We start from the raw sequence: 20757 nt of genomic DNA, 5'->3' as shown, positions 1-20757 counted from the left end.
TGGGATATACTTGCTGCGCATTCCGGCAACTGTCACGGCCCCCGGCGGCCAGGAGAGGTTTTGTTGCGCGTCAGTCGTTCGTTAACGATAAAGCAGATGGCCACCGTGTCCGCCGTGGCGCTGGTCACCATCTGTATTTTTATCGTCATCCAGTTATTCCATTTTGTGCAGCAGCGCAGGGTGGATTACGCCCAGCAGATGGAGAACGTCGCGCATACCGTGCGCCAGCCGCTGTCCGAAGCGGTGCTCAAAGCCGATATCCCGCAGGCCGAACGCATTCTGAATACCCTTAAGCCGGCGGGCATTCTGTCGCGCGCCGATGTGGTGCTGCCGAACGCCTTCCAGGCGCTGCACGCCGACTTCGCGCCGGAGAAGCCGGTGCCGCGCTTTGTCGCCCGGCTATTCGAACTGCCGGTGCAGATTACGCTGCCGCTCTATTCGGTCGAGCGCAGCGGGCTGCCGAAGCCGATTGCCTATCTGGTGCTGCAGGCTGATTCGTCGCGCGTTTATCAGTTCCTGCTCAGCACGCTGTCCACCATGATCACCACCTATCTGCTGCTGGCGCTGATTCTGTCCGTGGCGATCAGCTGGTGTATCAACCGGCTGATCGTGCATCCACTGCGTAATATTTCGCGTGAGCTGCAGGAGCTGCCGCCGCCCGCCATTCTCACTCATAAGCTGGCGCTGCCGCACAATCATCGCGACGATGAGATCGGCATGCTGATTCGCAGCTACAACCGCAATCAGCAGGTGCTGGAGTCGATTCACGATGAGATGAGCCGGCTGACCACCCATTTCGCGGTGACCGATTTGCCCAACCGCGCGCTGTTTCTGGCGCTGCTTGATCAGCACATCCGCCATCGCCACAGCCAGCAGCCGTGGGGGCTGATGGTGATCCGCATCGAAACCCTGCAGGAAGCCAATGGCGTCCTGAGCGATGAGCAGCGCGATACGCTGATGCTGACGCTGGTGGAAAAAATCCGCAGCACCATTGATGACCATACGCTGCTGGCACAGACCGGACCGAGCGACTTTGCGCTACTGATGAAGCGTGCGCACAACCCGTTTCGCGCCATGCGGCTGGCGCGCAATCTGATGCTACGCATCAACCAGCCGGTGAACCTGTATCAGCTGCAGCTGCGCCCCAACGCCAGCATTGGTCTGGCGCTGCATGACGACAACACCGTGTCCGCAGGCGAACAGCTGGCGCGCGCCACGTCGGCGATGATGTCGGCGCGCCATCAGGGTAAAAACCAGATTCTGTTCTTTGACCCGGCGCTGACCGAGCGGGCGCAGAAGCGCTTAACCCAGGAGCACGACATCCTGCAGGGTCTGCAGGATGGTCAGTTTGCGCTCTATCTGCAGCCGCAAATCAATATGGCCACCGGCGAGCTGGCCGGCGCAGAAGCGCTGCTGCGCATGCGAATGCCGGACGGCAGCTATGGTTTATCCGAAGAGTTCATCGCCAGCGCCGAAGAGATTGGCGTCATCTCCGCACTCGGCCGCTGGGTATTTGAAGAGGCGTGCCGCATTATCGCTGGCTGGCAGCGCCACGGCATCAATCTTCCGCTTAGCGTGAATATCTCCGCAGTACAGCTGCGCGATGCCAGCGTGGTGAGCCACCTGCAGGGGCTACTGGAGCGCCACCGCATTGCGCCGGGTAACTTCGTGCTGGAGATCACCGAAACCGCGCAGATTGGCGATGCTGAACAGGCGATGGCGCTGCTGCGCTCGCTGCAGCAAACCGGGGTGGCGGTCGCGCTGGATGATTTCGGCATGGGCTACTCCAACCTCAACTACCTGCATCAGTTCAAAGCGCTGCCGGTTAATAAGCTAAAAATGGATCGCAGTTTTGTCGCTGCGCTGCCGGATGATGACACCATGGTGCGCATCGTGGCGGCAATTGCCGACATCATCCACCTCGACGTGATTGCCGAAGGCGTCGAAACCGCCGAGCAGCGCGACTGGCTGCTGGCGCGCGGAATTACTATAGGACAGGGCTACTTATATGCTGAAGCCCTGCCGTTATCGGTGTTTAACCAGCGCTGGCTGGCCAGCTCGTCACCGTCTGAATAATCACCTTATTTATTGATTTTCCTTGCAGAATTGCACCGTTATGGGGTGCTGAAGCGTTTCAGTTCATAGTTAGAGTTTTGTAACTTTTGTAAGGAATGTAAGGGTATACTAATCCTGTTAACAGAGTGTTATTTTCCTCGCCATCGGTAAGGTCATACGCTTCCAGGCGGCTTGCCGCATGCGTTTCTCCATAACAATGGCGGTGAATGCCGTCTATACCTGGACACCTGTTATGAAACTGTTCAAAAGCCTCTACTTTCAGGTACTGGTTGCCATCGGCATCGGCGTCCTGTTAGGCCACTACTACCCTGAGTTAGGCGCGCAAATGAAGCCGCTTGGCGATGGCTTCGTTAAGCTGATCAAGATGATCATCGCCCCCGTGATTTTCTGTACGGTGGTGACCGGTATTGCCGGCATGGAGAGCATGAAAGCAGTTGGACGGACCGGCGCAGTGGCGCTGCTCTATTTCGAAATTGTCAGCACCATCGCGCTGATTATCGGTCTGGTGGTGGTCAACGTGATCCAGCCGGGCGCGGGGATGAACGTCGATCCGGCGACGCTGGATGCCAAAGCGGTTGCGGTCTACGCGCAGCAGGCTGAGCAGCAGGGCGTGATTGCCTTCCTGCTGGACGTGATCCCGAACAGCGTGGTCGGTGCCTTCGCCAGCGGTAACATCCTGCAGGTGCTGCTGTTCGCTATCCTGTTCGGCTTTGCGCTGCATCGCCTCGGTAACGCCGGCACCGTGATGTTCAACGTCATCGAGAGCTTCTCGAAGGTGATTTTTGGCGTGATCAACATGATCATGCGTCTGGCGCCGATTGGTGCGTTCGGCGCCATGGCGTTCACCATCGGTAAATATGGCGTCGGATCGCTGGTGCAGCTCGGTCAGCTGATTATCTGCTTCTACATCACCTGCGTACTGTTCGTGGTGATTGTGCTGGGCATTATTGCCCGCTGGGCCGGCTTCAACATCTTCAAGTTTGTTGCCTACATCAAAGAAGAGCTGCTGATTGTACTGGGAACGTCTTCGTCCGAGTCGGCGCTGCCGCGCATGCTGGATAAGATGGAGAAGCTGGGCTGTAAGAAATCGGTGGTCGGGCTGGTGATTCCAACTGGCTACTCGTTCAACCTCGATGGCACGTCGATTTACCTGACCATGGCGGCGGTGTTTATCGCTCAGGCGACCAACGCCCACATGGATGTCTTCCACCAGATCACGCTGTTAGTGGTGCTGCTGCTCTCCTCCAAAGGCGCGGCAGGGGTGACCGGCAGTGGCTTTATCGTGCTGGCGGCTACGCTCTCGGCGGTGGGACATCTGCCGGTGGCCGGTCTGGCGCTGATTCTCGGCATTGACCGCTTCATGTCGGAAGCCCGTGCGCTCACCAACCTGGTGGGTAACGGTGTGGCGACTGTGGTGGTGGCGAAGTGGGTCGGCCAGCTCGATGAAGCGCAGATGAAAGCGACGCTTTCTTCAGCGAAAAAGGTCAATAACGCTTCACAGACCAGCGCGTAATCCTCTATTTGCGTTAATTTGTCGTGAAATGCCCGCTGTCGCTTGCCCTGACAGCGGGCATTTGCATAATAACCCCATTGATTTTTTTCCCGATTTTTTTCCTCGTCGCGCGACATCCTGGCCTTCCTGTGGTCAAAGAGTCTGTCGTTGAATAAACGTGGCGGCAGCCTGCCGCCGTGGTTCGCTGAAAAGCGGCCGCCTATGGCGCGCACGAGCGTTTATCTGTTTGAGTAGGGGTTCACATGCAGGGCACCAGAATTCGGCTTTTGGTTGGCGGATGGCTGCTTGCGGCATCTGGCTTCGGCGTCCACGCCGAAACACTTCAGCCTGATCCCGCCTGGCAGGAAGGCAAACTGGACAATGGTTTCAGCTGGCAGCTGCTGACCACACCACAACGTCCGAGCGATCGCATCGAGCTGCGCCTGATAGTTAATACCGGTTCGCTGGTGGAAAGCGCCCAGCAAACCGGGTTCAGCCATCTTTTACCGCGTCTGGCGATGGTGCATAACACCGCGCTGGATACCAATCAGCAGCGCGCACTGTGGCAACAGGCGATGGATCCGCAGCGACCGCTGCCGCCGGCCATCTCGTCTTATGATTTCACCCAATACAATCTCAGCCTGCCGAACAACCGGCCGGAGCTGCTGAAAGAGGCGCTCAGCTGGCTGGCGGCCACCGCCGGTAAAATGACCATCAATGAGCAGGTGGTGTCGACCGCGCTGACCGCCACCGATCCCATCGCGACCTGGCCGCCCAATACGCAGGATGTGTGGTGGCGCTATCGCCTGAAAGGGTCGACCATGCTGGCGCATGACCCGGGCGAACAGCCGCGCGCGCCAGTGGATATCGCCCAGCTTAATGCCTTTTACCAGCAGTGGTACACGCCGGACGGCATGACGCTGTACGTGGTGGGCAACGTGGATAGCCGCAGCATGGCGGAGCAGATCAACAAAGCGTTCTCGCCACTGCAAGGCAAACGGGTGGCGCCCGCGGCGCTGCCCACGCTGTCGCCGCTGCCGCATCAGCCAATCAACCTGGTTAACGGCGGCATGATGCAGGATCGCCTGTCGCTGGTGTGGGATACGCCATGGCAGCCAATCCGCGACTCGCAGAATCTGCAGCGCTACTGGCAGAGCGATCTGGCGCGTGAAGCGCTGTTCTGGCACGTCCAGCGCGCGCTGGCCGACAGCAAAGCGCAAAACGTGCAGGTTGGCTTCGACTGTCGCGTGCTGTATCAGCGTGCGCAGTGCGCCATCAACATGGATTCGCCTAACGCGTCGCTGGCGCAGAACCTGAACCAGGTGGCGCGTGAACTGGCCACCGTACGTGACAAAGGTCTGCCGCAGGAGGAGTTTGATGCGCTGATGGCGCAAAAGCTGCTGGAACTGAACAAACTGTTTGCCACCTACGCGCGCACCGACACCGATATTCTGATGGGGCAACGTTTGCGCTCGCAGCAGAATTCCGTGGTGGATATCGCGCCGGAGCAGTATCAGAAACTGCGTCAGGCGTTTCTCAGTGAGTTAACGCGCGACCAGCTCAACCAGGAGTTGCGCCAGCAGTTAACGCAGGAGCTGACCATGGTGCTGATTCAGCCGCAGGGTGAGCCCGAAACCAACGTCAGGATGCTGCAGGACAGCTGGGACAAGGTGATGAAGGTTCCGGATGCGCCTGCCGCCGCTACCCCGGATGAGGCTAAACCCGAAAATAATGGCAGCGCGAGCGCGGCCGATCCGGCTCAACCCTCGTCATGACCCAGGGCGCATGAATCCCCGCAATAAGGTGCGCTGCAGTAAGGCGGCACGGCTGTTCATCCTCAGGAGCTTACGTAAGCGACCGGGATGAACGTGCGCCGCCAGCGCCGCTGCGGTTCAACGTAGCAGGGGCATCAGGTCTTAGCGCGCAGCCATTCGGTCACCAGCATCGGCCAGCTGGCCAGCGGCAGATCCGCCACGCCACGAATCCCAAAGCCGTGGCCGCCTTTCTGATAAAAGTGAATTTCCGCCGGTACCTTGTGCTCACGCAGGGCACTAAAAAACACCATGCTGTTATTAACGGAAACCGTCTCATCGTCAGCGGCGTGGATCAGCAGCGTCGGCGGCGTCTGGCCGTGCACGCGCGTCTCCAGCGAATAAGCCTCAATGCTTTTCTGATCCGGCCACGCGCCCAGCAGGCGGGTGCGTGAACTTTCATGCGCCAGACCGTCGCGCATGCTGATGACCGGGTAAAGCAGCACCATCGCATCAGGCCGCGGTGACAGGCTGTCGGCCTGATCCTGCAGCGGATAGATTTTTTCGCCAAAGCGGGTGCCGAGGCTGGCGGCCACGTGTCCGCCGGCGGAAAAGCCCATCATCACGATGTACTTACCGTTCAGGCCGCGCTGTGAGCGCTCGCGCAGCACGCGCACCGCACGCTGGGCATCGGCCAGCGGCGCATCCGGTCCTTCATGATGGCCGTCGTACGGCAGGCGATAGGTCATTACCGCCAGCGTGTAACCCATCGAGGTGAAAAAGGTGGCGAGGGCGCTGCCTTCGCGGTCGATCAGTACGCGCTGATACCCGCCGCCCGGTGCCACCAGCAGGGTGATACCGTTTGAGGTTTCCGGATGCCAGATCGCCATCTCCGGGCAGCGCACACCGGTGGCGGCGCGGTCGTAAGGTTCGAACTCTCTGGCCAAATCGACGATCTGCGGCTGAGCGCGCGAGTCACTCGCGCCTGGCGCGTCGCCGTGCGGCCAGATATTGATAATTTCTGTGTGCATAAATCTGTCCTGAGCGAGTCATGTTGTCGTTATTGTGTTCGCGGTCGACCTGACAGCTTCCTGCTGTGGTTGATTAAAACATGGTCTTTTTTCGCGCGATCGTCCAGCCGAAAACCGCCGGCGTCGCCAGTTTCGGACTATGCCTGGCGGTCGGGTTTATCGTCGTAATGCATTGAATTTAAATCAGTCTGATTAGCGGCATTTAAGTGGTGAGCGTCAGGCAGAGAGGAGGCTGGATGGCGTGCGTCGTTAGTAAAAATTGCCCGGTGAATCTGCGTCATTAAGCCAAATTTTCGCGGTGATATTTTTCAGCGTAATAATCAATTTCTCGTCAGGGCAGAGGGGAAATTGTCGCGACGCGCAGCAGGCAGCGCGGCGCGACAATCGTGTGCGGTGTTAAACGGTTTTTGGCATCGCGCTGGGCGGAATAATCGCGCCGCGATGCTGAATGACCGTGCTGGCGGTGAGATGGCCGCGCGCTGCGGCCTGCTCCACGCTGCCACCCGCGAGGCGCACGGCCAGATAACCGGCGCTGAAGGAGTCACCTGCGGCGGTGGTATCGACAATCTGCGCCGGAGCCAGTTTGATGGCCGCAACATCCCGCAGCGGCTCTTCGCCGCGCGCCACCAGGCAGGAGTCGGCACCACGTTTGATCACAATTTCCTGCACGCCGGCGGCGCGCGTGCGCGCAATCACGTCCGCCAGCGGCTGTTCGCCCCACAGCAGGTGTTCATCATCCAGCGTCAGGAAGGCGATATCGGTGTGGCGTAGCATCGCCGCATACGCCTGCTGCGCACTGGCGCTATCCGCCCACAGACGCGGCCGGTAGTTGTTGTCAAAAATCACGGTGCCACCGTTTTGCCGGCAGGCACTGAGCAGCGCCATCAGCTTTTCGCGGCTGGCCTCAGGCAGGATCGCCAGGCTGATGCCGCTCAGGTAGAGATAGTGGTAATGCGCCAGCTGCTGACAGATGGCCCCGGCCTGCGGGCTATCCAGCCAGAAGCGCGCGGCAGCATCGCTGCGCCAGTACCAAAAGGTGCGCTCGCCGTGGGCATCGGTTTCGATGAAGTAAAGCCCGGGCATTTTGTCCGGCAGGCGCTGCACCAGTTGCGTGTGCACCTGCTCCTGCTGCCAGGCCGCGATCATCTGGTCGCTGAAGCTGTCGGTGCCAAGCGCGGTGACATACTCCACACGCAGCTGGCTGGAATCGCTCTGCCGTGCCAGATAGACCGCGGTATTCAGCGTATCGCCGCCAAAGCCGCGTTTGATGTTCTCACCTTTTTCGGACAGCTCAATCATGCATTCGCCAATAATGGCGATGGTTTTCTGCGTCATGGTGTTTGGCCTGTAGTGAATGCTGCGCTCTAGTCTCGCGTCTGGTATGGCAGTCGTCAATGCTTTTTAAAACGCTGTTTTAATTTGCCTTAAGGCGTAAAACCGCGCTTCTGCACCGATTTAGCGGCCAAACCGGGGGTTGTTTTGCCGATTAAGCCGCGGACACGCTGCTAGACTCAACAGCTCGTGTGGCTGCGCAGACCAATAAAGTTATCCAGGGGAGAGCCGATACTTGCCACTGAGATGCTATTTGCAGGCACTCAATACCAACCAGGAAAACACCATGGTGATGAAGAATTTGAGTCATCGGCTGCCTTTTTCTCCCGAACTTGAGCAACAACAGGAAACCCGTCTTTACTGGCAGCAGTGCCAACGGTGCTACACTTTCCAGCCGATTTACCAGGTTTCTGGCCGCTTACTGGCTATTGAACTGCTTACCGCCGTGGTGCATCCCGCCGCACCTGAGCAAAACGTGTCACCCGAAGACTATTTCGAGGCGCTGACCATTGCCCAGCGTCTCGACATCGTCCAGGAGCAGCTTGAACTGTTATTACAGTGGGCTTCCTTCTTCAGCCAGCGTCAACTGGTGGCCTCCGTCAATATTGATGGGCCCACGTTACTGGCCATTCAGCAGCATGCGCCCGTGCGCGCGCTGATCGTCCAGCTGCCGTGGGTGCGCTTCGAACTGACCGAGCATCACGCGCTGCCGCAGGAAGAGATGGTGGCGCAGATGCCGGAGCTGGGCCCGCTGTGGCTGGATGACTTTGGGTCCGGCATGGCGAACTTCTCCGCGCTGACCGAACTGCGCTACGACTACATCAAGCTCTCGCGCGAGCTGTTTATGCTGCTGCGCGCCAGTGATGAAGGGCGCTCGCTGTTCTCCATGCTGCTGGCGCTGATTAACCGTTACTGTAACGGCGTGATCGTCGAAGGGGTGGAAAACGAGGAGGAGTGGCAGCAGGTACGCAACTCGCCCGCCATGGCCGCACAGGGCTATTATTTTTCACGTCCGCTGCCGTTTAACCAGCTGGAAAACCTGGTACTTGAGCTTCCGTGATTCCGTTCTGCCGCGTCTCGACTATCTTTAAGGAGACGTGGAAGGGCAAGGAGGAGGCAAAATGTCGCGTACAGGAAAAATAATTAGCTGGGTGGTCGGGATTTTATTGTTGCTGGTTGTGGTGGTCGTGGTGATTATCGCCACCTTTGACTGGAACCGCCTGAAGCCAACCATCAACCAGAAAGTCTCGGCAGAACTGAACCGGCCGTTCGCTATTCGCGGCGATCTTGGTGTGGCCTGGGTGCGCAATCGCGAAGAGCCAGGCTGGCGCAGCTGGGTACCGTGGCCGCAGGTGCACGCTGACGATGTCATGCTCGGTAATCCGCCCAGCGTGCCGGAAGTGACAATGGTGCATTTGCAGCGGGTGGAAGCCACGCTGGCGCCGCTGGCGCTGCTGCACAAAGAGATTTACCTGCCGTGGATTAAGATGCAGCAGCCGGATGCGCGACTGGTGCAGACCGCCGATAAGAAAAATAACTGGACCTTCAACCTCGCCAGCAGCGAAAACAGCGATCCCAACGCGCCGCCTTCGGCATGGTCATTCCGCCTTGATAATATCCTGTTCGATCAGGGACAGCTGCGCTATCGCGACGCCATCAACAAAGCCGATGTCACGGTGAAGATCAATCCGCTGGGCAAACCGGTGCCGTACGCGCAGGTCGCGGGCGGTAACGACCAGCAAAAAGGGGCCGGCGATTTTGTGTTTGGCTGGCAGGCAAGCGGGACCTACAACAACCAGAAACTCGATGGCGACGGTAAGATTGGCGGTATGTTGTCGCTGCGCAGCAAAACCACGCCGTTCCCGTTGCAGCTCGACGTACGCAACGGCACCACACGTGTGCGCTTGGATGGCACCCTGCAGGATCCGCTCAATCTCGGCGGGCTGGATGTGCGGTTGCGCTTCTCCGGCGACACGCTGGCAAATCTGTACGGCTTAACCGGCGTACTGCTGCCGGACACGCCACCGTATGAAACTGACGGCCATCTGATTGCGCGTTTCAACGAAGAGAAAGGGCCGCTGTTCCGCTACGAAAAATTCAACGGTCATATTGGTGACAGCGATATTCACGGTTCGCTCAGCTATCGTCAGGGCAAACCGCGTCCGACGCTAAGCGGCGAGCTGACATCGAACCAGCTGCGTATGGCGGACCTTGGGCCGCTGATTGGGGTTAACTCCGGCAAGGGCAGTGAAAAAACGGCGCAGGCCAAAGCGCAGCGCGGTGAGGCCAGCACCCAGCCGGCGGATCGCGTGTTACCACATGACAAGTTCGATACCAAAAACTGGGATGTGATGGACGCTGACGTGAAGTTCAGCGGCAAGCGTATCGAGCACAGCAGCAAGCTGCCGCTCAGCGATCTTTATACCCATCTGCAGCTGAAAAATGGCGACCTGCTGCTGGATCCGCTGCGCTTCGGCATGGCCGGCGGCAGCATTAATTCGACCATCCATCTGGAGGGCGATCGCTCACCGATGCGCGGCCGCGCCGACCTGCATGCGCGCAAGCTGCAGCTGCGTCAGCTGTTCCCGGATGTCACCGCCATGCAGCGCAGCCTCGGCCAGCTCAACGGGGATGCCAGCCTGACCGGCACCGGCAATTCGGTGGCCGACCTGCTGGGCACCAGCAATGGCGAGCTGAAACTGTTGATGAACGATGGCCTGATCAGCCGCAGCCTGATGGAGATTGCCGGGCTGAACGTTGGTAACTATGTGGTGGGTAAACTGTTTGGCGACGATGAGGTGCGCATCAACTGTGCCGCGACCGACCTGAATATCCGTCAGGGACTGGCGACGCCGCGGCTGTTTGTGTTCGATACCGAGAACGCGGTGATCAACGTTACCGGCAACGCTAACTTTGCTAATGAGCGACTGGATCTGTCGATCAATCCGGAGAGCAAGGGCATTCGTATCATTACGCTGCGTTCGCCGCTGTATGTGCGCGGCACCTTCAAAAACCCGGATGCCGGAGTCAAAGCCGGTCCGCTGCTGGCGCGCGGTGCCGCAGCCGTCGCGCTGGGGGCGGTGGTCGCGCCGGCAGCTGCACTGCTGGCGCTGATTTCGCCGAGCGACACCGATGACAATCAGTGCAGCAACGTACTCCAGCAGATGAAAAGCAAAAAGTGATCAGTTACGCCACAGCACTTTGATGATGTGGTAGCCAAAAGCGGTTTTCACCGGTCCGTAAGGTTGCAGCAGCGGGCAGGTGAACACCGCTTTATCAAACGCCGGCACCATCTGCCCTTTGCGAAACTCCCCCAGATCGCCCCCGTTACGCCCGGACGGGCAGGTCGAGTGTTTTTTTGCCAGTTGCTGAAAGTTCGCGCCTTTTTCCAGCTGCGCCAGCAGCGCTTTCGCCTGCGCTTCCTGTTTCACCAGGATATGTAAAGCCGCCGCGGTTTTCGCCATGATGGTGTTCCCGTTATGTATAATGTGCGACGCATTATAGCGTAGTGCGCTTCAGTTGTAGGGTCGCCATTGATGGCGACCTTTGCGCTCAGGTGCGCATCAATGCGCACCCTACGGCGCGATGTAAATCTTCCTGTCTGATTAAATTGAGTGATGTTTTTCTATGCGTCTTAATCCCGGCCAACAACGTGCTGTCGAATTTGTCACCGGTCCCTGTCTGGTGCTGGCCGGTGCGGGTTCCGGTAAAACCCGCGTGATCACCAATAAAATCGCCCATCTGATCCGTGAATGCGGCTATCAGGCGCGCCATATCGCGGCGGTGACCTTCACCAACAAGGCGTCGCGCGAAATGAAAGAACGCGTGGCGCAAACGCTGGGACGCAAAGAGGCGCGCGGCCTGATGATCTCAACCTTCCACACGCTGGGCCTGGAGATCATCAAGCGCGAGTACAAGGCGCTCGGCATGAAATCGACCTTCTCGCTGTTCGACGATCAGGATCAGCTGGCGCTGCTTAAGGACCTGACCAAACAGTGGCTGGAAGAAGATAAAACTCTGCTGCAGCAGCTGATTTCCACCATTTCCAACTGGAAAAACGACCTGGTCGATCCGCAGGGTGCGGCCGGTCTCGCCAAATCACAGCGCGACCAGATTTTTGCCCACTGCTACGCGCTGTACGATCAGCATCTGAAAGCCTGTAACGTGCTGGATTTCGACGATCTGATTCTGCTGCCGACCCTGCTGCTGCAGCGGAATCAGGAGGTGCGCGAACGCTGGCAACAGCGCATCCGCTATCTGCTGGTGGATGAGTATCAGGACACCAACACCAGCCAGTATGAGCTGGTGAAGTTGCTGGTCGGCGCCCGGGCGCGCTTTACCGTGGTCGGCGATGACGATCAGTCTATCTACTCGTGGCGCGGCGCGCGGCCGCAGAACCTGGTGCTGCTGAAAGAGGATTTCCCGGCGCTGGAAGTGGTGAAGCTGGAGCAGAACTATCGCTCGACGCAGCGTATTCTTAAATGCGCCAATATCCTCATCGCCAACAATCCGCACGTGTTTGAAAAGCGGCTGTTCTCTGAGCTGGGCGAGGGCAGCGAGCTGAAAGTGCTGAGTGCCAACAACGAAGATCACGAAGCCGAGCGCGTGGCGGGCGAGCTGATTGCCCATCACTTTATCAATAAAACCCAGTACAAAGATTACGCGATTCTTTATCGCGGTAACCATCAGTCGCGCGTGTTTGAAAAGCTGCTGATGCAGAACCGTATTCCTTATCGCATCTCCGGCGGCACGTCGTTTTTCTCGCGGCCGGAAATCAAGGACTTGCTGGCCTATCTGCGCGTGCTGACCAATCCGGAAGATGACAGCGCGTTTCTGCGCATCGTGAACACGCCACGCCGCGAGATCGGCCCCGCGACGCTGCAGAAGCTGGGTGAGTGGGCCAATCTGCGCAACAAAAGCCTGTTTAACGCCAGCTTTGATATGGGGCTGGAACAGACGCTTTCCGGGCGCGGGCTGGAGCATCTGCAGCGCTTTACCCACTGGCTGAATGACATCGTTCAGCTCACCGAGCGTGAACCAGTGAATGCGGTGCGCGACCTGATTCGCGGCATCGACTACGAAAGCTGGCTGTTCGAAACTTCCCCCAGCCCGAAAGCGGCGGAAATGCGCATGAAGAACGTCAATACGCTGTTTCAGTGGATGACCGAAATGCTGGAGGGCGACGAACTTAACGAGCCGATGACGCTGGCGCAGGTGGTGACGCGTTTTACCCTGCGCGACATGATGGAGCGCGGCGAGAGCGACGAAGAGCTCGATCAGGTCCAGCTGATGACGCTGCACGCCTCGAAAGGCCTGGAGTTCCCCTATGTCTATCTGGTGGGCATGGAAGAGGGGCTGCTGCCGCATCAGAGCAGTATCGATGAGAACAACATCGAAGAGGAGCGTCGCCTGGCCTACGTGGGCATTACCCGCGCGCAGAAAGAACTGACTTTTACCCTGTGCCGCGAGCGCCGTCAGTACGGCGAGCTGGTGCGGCCGGAACCAAGCCGCTTCCTGCTGGAATTGCCGCAGGATGATGTGGCGTGGGAGCGTGAGAAAAAGGTCATCAGCGCCGAAGAGCGGGTGAAAACCGGGCAAACGCGCGTCGCCGGCTTACGTGCGATGCTGGAGAACGCGAAGAAGGGGTGATTATTTCGTCACAGCCGCAAGTGTGGCCTGTGGCGAAATCTGTTGCGCGCGCCGCAGAGGCAAAGCGCCCGGCAAAGCAAACTTCACTCGCGTAAAAGCGCAGTTGCCGGGCGTTTTTCAATGCAGCAGCAGGTTCGATCAGGAAATCGTCAGCAGCCAGTGCACATACGACTGGTAATGGCTCTCCTGCTCCAGCAGCTCGGCGCGCAGCGGATGCGCAGCCAGCCAGCCTGCCGGCAGCGTCAGATGCAGCGCATCATCATCCGCCTGCAGACGCACCGCCGGCAGCGTGTCGTCGCGCCGCCGGCTGGAGAAGATGATTGCCAGCCGCAGCAGACGGCTCAGCCGCTCTGCCATGCGCGGTGGCACGGCGTTTTGCTGCGTCAGCAGCGCCAGATCAATGCTGCCGCTCTGGTTCTGCAGCAGGCAGGCCAGCATTTTTTTCTGCGCGGGGGTGAAACCAGGAAGATCGAGATGGCGAATCAGATACGCGGCGTGCTGCGGTGCCTGGCGGAAATCGACGCTCAGGCCAATTTCGTGGATTGAACAGGCGCTGAGGAGTAAGTCGCGACATCGCTGATCCAGCTTCCAGCTGCTGCTCACCTGACGGAAAAAGCTCTCTGCCAGCTGGCGCACGCGGCCCGCCTGCTCAACATCAATGGCGAAACGACGCTGAACGTTCTGCAGCGTGCGGCTGCGAATATCGCGGTCAATCGGCAGATGCAGCATGCCGTACACCAGCCCTTCGCGCAGTGCGCCGCCGGCCAGCGTCATGCTCTCAATGCTCAGCTCGTGGAAAATGGCGATCAGAATCGACAGGCCGCTGGGAAACACCAGCGCACGCTCCAGCGTCAGCCCTTCAATCTCCAGCTCCTCCAGCTTGCCGCACTGAATGGCACGCTGCTTGAGCTGCTGCAGTTTGCTCAGGGTGATGCGCTCATCCATGCCCTGCGCCACCATGATCTCCTGCAGCGCCTGGACGGTGCCGGACGCGCCCACGCAAATCTGCCAGCCTTTCTCTCGCAGTGCCGGCGCAATCGGACGGATCATTTCACGTGCGGCCTGTTCGGCCTGGGCAAAGTTCTCTTTGGCGAGATGACGATCGCTGAAGAAGCGCTCCAGCCAGGTCACACAGCCCATCGACAGGCTAAACAGCGTCGTGGCGTGCGCACCTTCGCCGGTCACCAGTTCGGTGCTGCCGCCGCCGATATCAACCACCAGCCGCTGGTCAGAGCCGCCGGTGGTGTGCGCAACACCCTGATAGATCAGGCGCGCTTCTTCCTCGCCGCTGATGACGTTCACCGCGCAGCCGAGAATCTGTTCCGCCTGAGTCAGAAAATCCTGCGCGTTGCTGGCAATGCGCAGCGTGGCGGTTGCCACCACGCGGATTTGTTCCGGGGGAATGTCCTGCAACTGTTCGGAGAACAGACGCAGGCACTGCCAGCCACGCTGCATCGCCTCAGCCGAGAGATGGTTGGCCGCATCAAGACCTGCCGCCAGACGCACCTTGCGTTTAATTCGCGCGACGGTCTGAATACTGCCGGACACTTCGCGCACCACCAACATATGAAAGCTGTTAGAACCTAAATCAATCGCAGCATAAAGTGACGATGCGCTTAGCATGTGTGCTTAACCCGAACGTTTACGGTTGTTGTTGCGCGGGGCACCGCCGCGACGGTTGCTGTTGTTGCCACCGCGACGTGGACCGTTGCCCGAGCGGTTACGCTGCAGGCGTTTCGGTGGCGGCAGGTCGCTCAGCAGGGCGTCGCTGTTGTACTTGCTCACCGGAATACAGTGACCGATGTACTCTTCAATCGCCGGCAGGTTAAGCGCGTACTCTTCACAGGCCAGGCTGATGGAGTGACCGCTGGCGCCAGCACGACCGGTACGGCCAATGCGGTGCACGTAATCTTCGCGATCGTCCGGCAGGTCGTAGTTGAAGACGTGCGTAACTGCCGGGATGTGCAGGCCGCGCGCGGCGACGTCGGTGGCAACGAGGATATCCACGTCACCTTTGGTGAAGTCGTCCAGAATGCGCAGGCGTTTTTTCTGCGCCACGTCGCCGGTCAGCAGGCCCACGCGGTGACCATCGGCAGCCAGGTGGCCCCAGATATCTTCACAGCGGTGCTTGGTGTTGGCGAAGACGATGGCGCGGTCCGGCCACTCTTCTTCCAGCAGGGTCTGCAGCAGACGCATCTTCTCTTCGTTCGAAGGGTAGAACAGCTCTTCTTTAATGCGGTGGCCGGTTTTCTGCTCGGGCTCAACTTCAACGTATTCGGCGTTGTTCATGTGCTCGAACGCCAGTTCACGTACGCGATAAGAAAGCGTGGCCGAGAACAGCATACTCAGGCGCTGGGTGGCCGGCGGCATGCGGCGGAACAGCCAGCGAATGTCTTTAATGAAGCCGAGATCGAACATGCGATCCGCTTCATCCAGTACCACGACCTGAATGGCGCCGAGGTTGATGTGATTTTGTTTGGCGTAGTCAATCAGGCGTCCGGTGGTGCCCACCAGAATATCGACGCCGTCTGCCAGCACTTTCAGTTGCTTGTCATAGCCGTCGCCGCCATAGGCCAGGCCCAGCTTCAGACCGGTGGCCTGCGCCAGCGGCTCGGCATCGGCATGAATCTGCACCGCAAGCTCACGCGTCGGTGCCATGATCAGCGCGCGTGGCTGATTAACCTGACGGCCTTCAGCAGCAGGATGAGAAAGAAGATAATGAAACGTTGACGTCAGGAACGCCATCGTTTTGCCGGTACCGGTTTGCGCCTGACCCGCGACATCACGCCCTGAAAGCGCAAAAGGCAACGCGAGCGCCTGAATCGGCGTGCAGTTATGAAAGCCTTTCTTATCAAGGGCTTCCACTACCTGTGGGTGCAGGGCGAAGTCGGAAAACTTCTGTTCTGTTAAGTGTGTTTTGCTCATAGTGTGGTAGAATATCAGCTTACTATCGCTTTACGAAAGCGTATCCGATGAAATAAAGTCAACCTACGTTGGTATATTTTACGCCAATTCGCCAGGCATAATCTTTGGAGTTAAACATGAGCAGCGATAAAATCGTTCACCTGACCGATGACAGTTTCGACACTGACGTGCTGAAAGCCGACGGTGTGACGCTGGTAGATTTCTGGGCTGAATGGTGTGGTCCTTGCAAAATGATCGCCCCGATTCTCGACGAAGTCGCAGAAGAGTACGACGGTAAGCTTACCATCGCCAAGCTGAACATTGATGAAAACCCAGGTACTGCGCCAAAATACGGTATTCGCGGTATCCCGACCCTGCTGCTGTTCAAGAACGGCGAAGTGGCGGCGACCAAAGTGGGTGCGCTGTCTAAAGGTCAGCTGAAAGAGTTCCTGAACGCTAACCTGGCCTAAGCCCGGCGCGGTGTTTGTTCGGCAGTGGTGAATTTTTTCGCCACTGCTGGACGTCTCCCTTCAGGCGTGTTAAGTTGACCTCACTGCATTACGCACTTACCTTGTAGTTTGCATCTAAAGTTTTCCCTTGTCAGACCCAGCTCGCATTGAACGTTTTCGTGGTTTGGCAATCTGACGGCTAGCACATTCGGCATCACCTTTCGACCGTCTCCTCGCTTCCTATCGCCACATCTGACGATAACCGTCGAGCAGCGTTGAAAAAGAGCCATTAACAGGCATGGAATTTTTGCCATACCATTCACGACAAACATTTCGAGAATTACCCCGAGTTTAAGAACCCATCACTATGAATCTTACCGAATTAAAGAATACGCCGGTTTCTGAGCTGATTACTCTCGGCGAAAATATGGGGCTGGAAAACCTGGCGCGTATGCGCAAACAGGACATTATTTTCGCCATCCTGAAACAACACGCGAAGAGCGGCGAAGACATCTTCGGTGATGGTGTGCTGGAGATACTGCAGGATGGATTTGGTTTCCTCCGCTCCGGAGACAGCTCCTACCTCGCCGGTCCCGATGATATCTACGTTTCTCCCAGCCAAATCCGCCGCTTCAACCTCCGCACTGGTGACACCATTTCTGGCAAAATCCGCCCACCGAAAGAAGGTGAACGCTATTTTGCGCTGCTGAAAGTTAACGAAGTTAACTACGACAAGCCAGAAAACGCCCGTAGCAAGATTCTGTTTGAAAACCTGACGCCGCTGCACGCGAACAACCGTCTGCGCATGGAGCGTGGTAACGGTTCGACCGAAGACCTGACGGCGCGCGTGCTGGATCTGGCATCGCCAATCGGTCGTGGTCAGCGTGGTCTGATCGTCGCACCGCCGAAAGCCGGTAAAACCATGCTGCTGCAGAACATCGCGCAGAGCATCGCGTATAACTACCCTGACTGCGTACTGATGGTGCTGCTGATTGACGAGCGTCCGGAAGAAGTGACCGAAATGCAGCGTCTGGTGAAAGGCGAAGTTATCGCGTCGACCTTTGACGAACCGGCCTCGCGTCACGTGCAGGTTGCAGAGATGGTGATCGAGAAGGCTAAGCGCCTGGTCGAGCACAAAAAAGACGTTATCATCCTGCTGGACTCCATCACCCGTCTGGCGCGCGCCTACAACACCGTAGTGCCGGCGTCGGGTAAAGTCCTGACCGGTGGTGTTGACGCCAACGCCCTGCATCGTCCGAAGCGTTTCTTCGGTGCGGCACGTAACGTGGAAGAGGGCGGCAGCCTGACCATCATCGCCACCGCGCTGGTTGATACCGGTTCGAAGATGGACGAAGTAATTTACGAAGAGTTTAAAGGTACAGGTAACATGGAACTGCACCTGTCACGTAAAATCGCTGAGAAGCGCGTGTTCCCGGCTATCGATTACAACCGTTCCGGTACGCGTAAAGAAGAGCTGCTCACCTCTCAGGAAGAGCTGCAGAAGATGTGGATCCTGCGCAAAATCATCCATCCGATGGGTGAAATTGACGCGATGGAGTTCCTCATCAATAAACTGGCAATGACCAAAACCAACGACGAATTCTTCGATATGATGAAACGCTCGTAATCTGTTGCCGCCGGTAACGGCCTGAGCCAGCCGGCTAACGGCACAAATTGCCAGGATTTATGACTAACGCCACGTCTTAACGTGGCGTTTTTCATTTGTGGGCATTAGGATTATGCCTGTCAGGAAGCAGACATATTGACTGAGGCAGCAAAGCGGCGGTTTTTTCAGCAAACGCACGCGCTGCGACAGAATTCAGACCAGGGATATACAGCAATGGCGGGAAAATTGCTTATTGTTGTCCATGATTTTAGCTGAGAGCGTTAACGTGAATTTACTCACTATGAGTACTGAGCTTGGTTTAGTTTTTCTTTTTTCTTTAGCGTTCCTGTTTTTTGCTCGTAAAGCGGCTAAAAAAATTGGGCTTGTGGACACGCCGAATTCCAGAAAACGACACCATGGCGCCATTCCGTTAGTCGGCGGTATCTCCGTGTATGCGGGGATTTGCTTCGCCTTTGCCATCTCAAATTATTACCTGCCGCACGCCGTATTGTACCTCTTCTGCGCCGGGGTACTGGTGCTGGTCGGCGCGCTCGATGACCGCTTTGATATCAGCGTCAAAATCCGTGCCGTGGTTCAGGCGGCGATTGCCATCGTGATGATGGTCGGGGCAAAACTCTATTTACTGAGCCTGGGGTTTATCATTGGTCCGGTCGAGCTAATCGTCGGGCCTTTCGGCTATGTGCTGACGCTGTTCGCGGTATGGGCAGCGATCAATGCTTTCAATATGGTGGACGGTATTGATGGTCTGCTGGGTGGCTTATCCTGCGTCACCTTCGCCGCGATGGGCATCATCCTCTATTTTGACGGACAGACCAGCCTGGCGATGTGGTGCTTCGCGATGATCGCCGCCACCATTCCCTACATTCTGCTTAATCTCGGCTTTTTAGGCCGGCGTTATAAAGTCTTTATGGGTGATGCCGGCAGTACCATGATCGGCTTCACCATCATCTGGATTCTGCTGGAAACGACGCAGGGCCTCAGCCATCCCATCACGCCAGTTACCGCCCTGTGGCTGATTGCTATTCCGCTGATGGACATGGTGGCGATCATGTATCGTCGCCTGCGCAAGGGCATGAGCCCGTTCTCGGCCGATCGTCAGCATATCCATCACCTGATCATGCGGGCCGGTTTTACCTCCCGCCAGGCCTTTTTATTGATTACCGTGGCCGCCGCGCTGCTGGCCGGGATCGGCGTGCTGGGCGAATATCTGGCATTTATTCCTGAGTGGGTCATGCTGGCGCTGTTCCTCGCTGCTTTCCTCCTTTACGGTTATTGCCTGAAACATGCATGGCGCGTCGCGCGCAAAATCCGTCGTATCAAACGTCGCTGGCAAAGCAGCGGCGAAGAGAAAAAATAATTACCCAGATAAGTACCCGGATAAGGACACTTTTGTTATGACCTCTGTCGTTGTGGAGAACGAACTGGATGTACGCGGCCTCGGCTGCACGCTGTGGCGCGGCAAAGGCTGGATTATTGGCCTGGCGCTGCTGTTTGCGCTGCTGGCGTGGCTGGCTTCCATGTTAATGAAGCAATCCTGGAGCGCCACCGCGGTGACCGATCGGCCGACGGTGAATATGCTGGGCGCATTCTTTGTGCAGCAGCAGTTCCTCAATAATCTGGATGTGCGCAACGAGACCGTCAGCCTGAATACGCCAGCACCGACGGTGATGGATGAGGTCTATCAGGAGTTCACCATGCAGCTGGCGTCGTGGGATACGCGTCGCGATTTCTGGCTGCAGACTGATTACTATAAGAGCCGCAAAAGCGGTAATGCGCACAATGATGCCGCGCTGCTCGACGATCTGATCACCAACATTCAGTTCACCCCGGCCGATGCCACCCACAATACGCTGGATAACATTAAGCTGATCGCGGAGACCGCCGGCGACGCCAACAATCTGCTGCGGCAGTACATTGCCTATGCCAGCGAACGCGCCGCGCGCCATCTCAACGATGAGCTCAAAGGTGCGTGGCAGGCGCGCAGCGTGCAGCTGCAGGCGCAGGTCAGTCGTCAGCAGGAAGTGGCACAGGCGGTGTTTGATCGCCGTCGCCAGCGCATCGAGCAGGCGCTGAAAGTAGCCAGCCAGCAGGGCATTAAAGAAAACCGCGCGCCGGTCAGCGGTGAAGCGCTGCCGGACAGCGATCGCTTCCTGCTGGGGCAGCAGATGCTGCAGGCGCAGCTGGATACCCTGCAAGCCAGCGGACCTGCTTACGATTTAAGCTATGATCAAAACAGGGCGATGCTCAACACACTGCAGGCCGGACCGCGTCTGGATAAACCGTTCCAGACCTACCGTTACCTGCGCACGCCGGAAGAGCCGGTCAGCCGCGATAGCCCACGTCGTCTGTTTATGATGGTGATGTGGGGCGCGATCGGTGCGCTGGTGGGTGCCGGCGTAGCGCTGGTGCGTCGTCCGCGTGCAACATTCGCCAACCGTCACTAAGA

15 protein-coding genes are annotated in these 20757 nt (G+C 58.0%); 10 read left to right on the top strand and 5 right to left on the bottom strand.

Annotation, left to right across the window (positions count from 1 at the left end; translation table 11 throughout):
* Positions 1-63: 63 nt before the first annotated feature.
* From hmsP to C1N56_RS18380, 3 genes are all read left to right on the top strand, one after another.
* A complete protein-coding gene (gene hmsP, locus C1N56_RS18390; protein ID WP_021507002.1) occupies positions 64-2076 on the top strand; it encodes a biofilm formation regulator HmsP in 2013 nt (670 codons plus the stop codon).
* Positions 2077-2308: 232 nt separating this feature from the next.
* Complete coding sequence (locus tag C1N56_RS18385; RefSeq protein WP_031279619.1) at positions 2309-3589, top strand: dicarboxylate/amino acid:cation symporter; 1281 nt, start codon at positions 2309-2311, stop codon at positions 3587-3589.
* Positions 3590-3831: 242 nt separating this feature from the next.
* The gene (locus C1N56_RS18380) at positions 3832-5343 is read left to right on the top strand and encodes a M16 family metallopeptidase (protein WP_132466034.1); all 1512 of its coding nucleotides are present in this window, start codon (positions 3832-3834) and stop codon (positions 5341-5343) included.
* Positions 5344-5477: 134 nt separating this feature from the next.
* On the opposite strand, the gene C1N56_RS18375 is transcribed toward C1N56_RS18380, so the two are convergent.
* On the bottom strand, positions 5478-6350 hold the full coding sequence (locus C1N56_RS18375; RefSeq protein WP_058771051.1) for an alpha/beta hydrolase: 873 nt from the start codon (positions 6348-6350) through the stop codon (positions 5478-5480).
* Between the two features lie 396 nt (positions 6351-6746).
* Positions 6747-7685: a 2-dehydro-3-deoxygluconokinase gene (locus tag C1N56_RS18370; RefSeq protein ID WP_394516950.1), complete on the bottom strand. Its 939-nt coding sequence runs from the start codon at positions 7683-7685 to the stop codon at positions 6747-6749.
* A gap of 283 nt (positions 7686-7968) precedes the next feature.
* On the opposite strand from C1N56_RS18370, the gene pdeH reads away from it, so the two are divergent.
* Together pdeH and C1N56_RS18360 are read left to right on the top strand one after the other, a co-directional pair.
* Positions 7969-8742, top strand: coding sequence for a cyclic-guanylate-specific phosphodiesterase (pdeH, locus tag C1N56_RS18365; RefSeq protein WP_021506997.1), 774 nt, complete (start codon positions 7969-7971; stop codon positions 8740-8742).
* 61 nt (positions 8743-8803) lie between these two features.
* Positions 8804-10864, top strand: a complete 2061-nt coding sequence (locus C1N56_RS18360) for an AsmA family protein (RefSeq protein WP_394516949.1) — start codon at positions 8804-8806, stop codon at positions 10862-10864.
* Here the strand turns inward: C1N56_RS18360 and ppiC are convergent, their stop codons facing one another.
* Positions 10865-11146 (bottom strand): peptidylprolyl isomerase PpiC, encoded by a 282-nt coding sequence (ppiC, locus tag C1N56_RS18355; protein ID WP_058758095.1) that lies wholly within the window; start codon positions 11144-11146, stop codon positions 10865-10867.
* A gap of 163 nt (positions 11147-11309) precedes the next feature.
* Here ppiC and rep point away from each other — a divergent pair, with 163 nt between their 5' ends.
* Entirely contained in the window at positions 11310-13331 is a 2022-nt protein-coding gene (rep, locus tag C1N56_RS18350) for a DNA helicase Rep (protein ID WP_021506994.1), read from the top strand.
* A 138-nt stretch (positions 13332-13469) separates the two neighbouring features.
* On the opposite strand, the gene ppx is transcribed toward rep, so the two are convergent.
* Positions 13470-14954, bottom strand: a complete 1485-nt coding sequence (gene ppx, locus C1N56_RS18345; protein WP_031279616.1) for an exopolyphosphatase — start codon at positions 14952-14954, stop codon at positions 13470-13472.
* 6 nt (positions 14955-14960) lie between these two features.
* Complete coding sequence (rhlB, locus tag C1N56_RS18340) at positions 14961-16256, bottom strand: ATP-dependent RNA helicase RhlB (RefSeq protein WP_394516948.1); 1296 nt, start codon at positions 16254-16256, stop codon at positions 14961-14963.
* 116 nt (positions 16257-16372) lie between these two features.
* Here rhlB and trxA point away from each other — a divergent pair, with 116 nt between their 5' ends.
* From trxA to wzzE, 4 genes are all read left to right on the top strand, one after another.
* A complete protein-coding gene (trxA, locus tag C1N56_RS18335) occupies positions 16373-16705 on the top strand; it encodes a thioredoxin TrxA (protein ID WP_021313352.1) in 333 nt (110 codons plus the stop codon).
* 346 nt (positions 16706-17051) lie between these two features.
* Complete coding sequence (gene rho, locus C1N56_RS18330) at positions 17052-18311, top strand: transcription termination factor Rho (protein ID WP_021506991.1); 1260 nt, start codon at positions 17052-17054, stop codon at positions 18309-18311.
* 280 nt (positions 18312-18591) lie between these two features.
* Positions 18592-19668, top strand: a complete 1077-nt coding sequence (gene wecA / locus C1N56_RS18325) for a UDP-N-acetylglucosamine--undecaprenyl-phosphate N-acetylglucosaminephosphotransferase (protein WP_021506990.1) — start codon at positions 18592-18594, stop codon at positions 19666-19668.
* Between the two features lie 37 nt (positions 19669-19705).
* Positions 19706-20755, top strand: coding sequence for an ECA polysaccharide chain length modulation protein (gene wzzE, locus C1N56_RS18320; protein ID WP_021506989.1), 1050 nt, complete (start codon positions 19706-19708; stop codon positions 20753-20755).
* The last annotated feature ends 2 nt before the right edge of the window (positions 20756-20757 follow it).

The sequence above is a fragment of the Pantoea sp. SGAir0175 genome, assembly GCF_043547855.1.
This window is presented reverse-complemented; position numbering and strand designations above follow the sequence as displayed.

What these genes read in the sequence shown, in the direction of transcription:
- ppx (WP_031279616.1), bottom strand. Translation starts at nt 14,954, where the DNA reads ATGCTAAGCGCATCGTCACTTTATGCTGCGATTGATTTAGGTTCTAAC.
- ppiC (WP_058758095.1), bottom strand. Translation starts at nt 11,146, where the DNA reads ATGGCGAAAACCGCGGCGGCTTTACATATCCTGGTGAAACAGGAAGCG.
- rep (WP_021506994.1), top strand. Translation starts at nt 11,310, where the DNA reads ATGCGTCTTAATCCCGGCCAACAACGTGCTGTCGAATTTGTCACCGGT.
- trxA (WP_021313352.1), top strand. Translation starts at nt 16,373, where the DNA reads ATGAGCAGCGATAAAATCGTTCACCTGACCGATGACAGTTTCGACACT.
- wecA (WP_021506990.1), top strand. Translation starts at nt 18,592, where the DNA reads ATGAGTACTGAGCTTGGTTTAGTTTTTCTTTTTTCTTTAGCGTTCCTG.
- C1N56_RS18385 (WP_031279619.1), top strand. Translation starts at nt 2,309, where the DNA reads ATGAAACTGTTCAAAAGCCTCTACTTTCAGGTACTGGTTGCCATCGGC.
- C1N56_RS18370 (WP_394516950.1), bottom strand. Translation starts at nt 7,685, where the DNA reads ATGACGCAGAAAACCATCGCCATTATTGGCGAATGCATGATTGAGCTG.
- wzzE (WP_021506989.1), top strand. Translation starts at nt 19,706, where the DNA reads ATGACCTCTGTCGTTGTGGAGAACGAACTGGATGTACGCGGCCTCGGC.
- rhlB (WP_394516948.1), bottom strand. Translation starts at nt 16,256, where the DNA reads ATGAGCAAAACACACTTAACAGAACAGAAGTTTTCCGACTTCGCCCTG.
- C1N56_RS18360 (WP_394516949.1), top strand. Translation starts at nt 8,804, where the DNA reads ATGTCGCGTACAGGAAAAATAATTAGCTGGGTGGTCGGGATTTTATTG.
- C1N56_RS18380 (WP_132466034.1), top strand. Translation starts at nt 3,832, where the DNA reads ATGCAGGGCACCAGAATTCGGCTTTTGGTTGGCGGATGGCTGCTTGCG.
- pdeH (WP_021506997.1), top strand. Translation starts at nt 7,969, where the DNA reads ATGGTGATGAAGAATTTGAGTCATCGGCTGCCTTTTTCTCCCGAACTT.
- C1N56_RS18375 (WP_058771051.1), bottom strand. Translation starts at nt 6,350, where the DNA reads ATGCACACAGAAATTATCAATATCTGGCCGCACGGCGACGCGCCAGGC.
- rho (WP_021506991.1), top strand. Translation starts at nt 17,052, where the DNA reads ATGAATCTTACCGAATTAAAGAATACGCCGGTTTCTGAGCTGATTACT.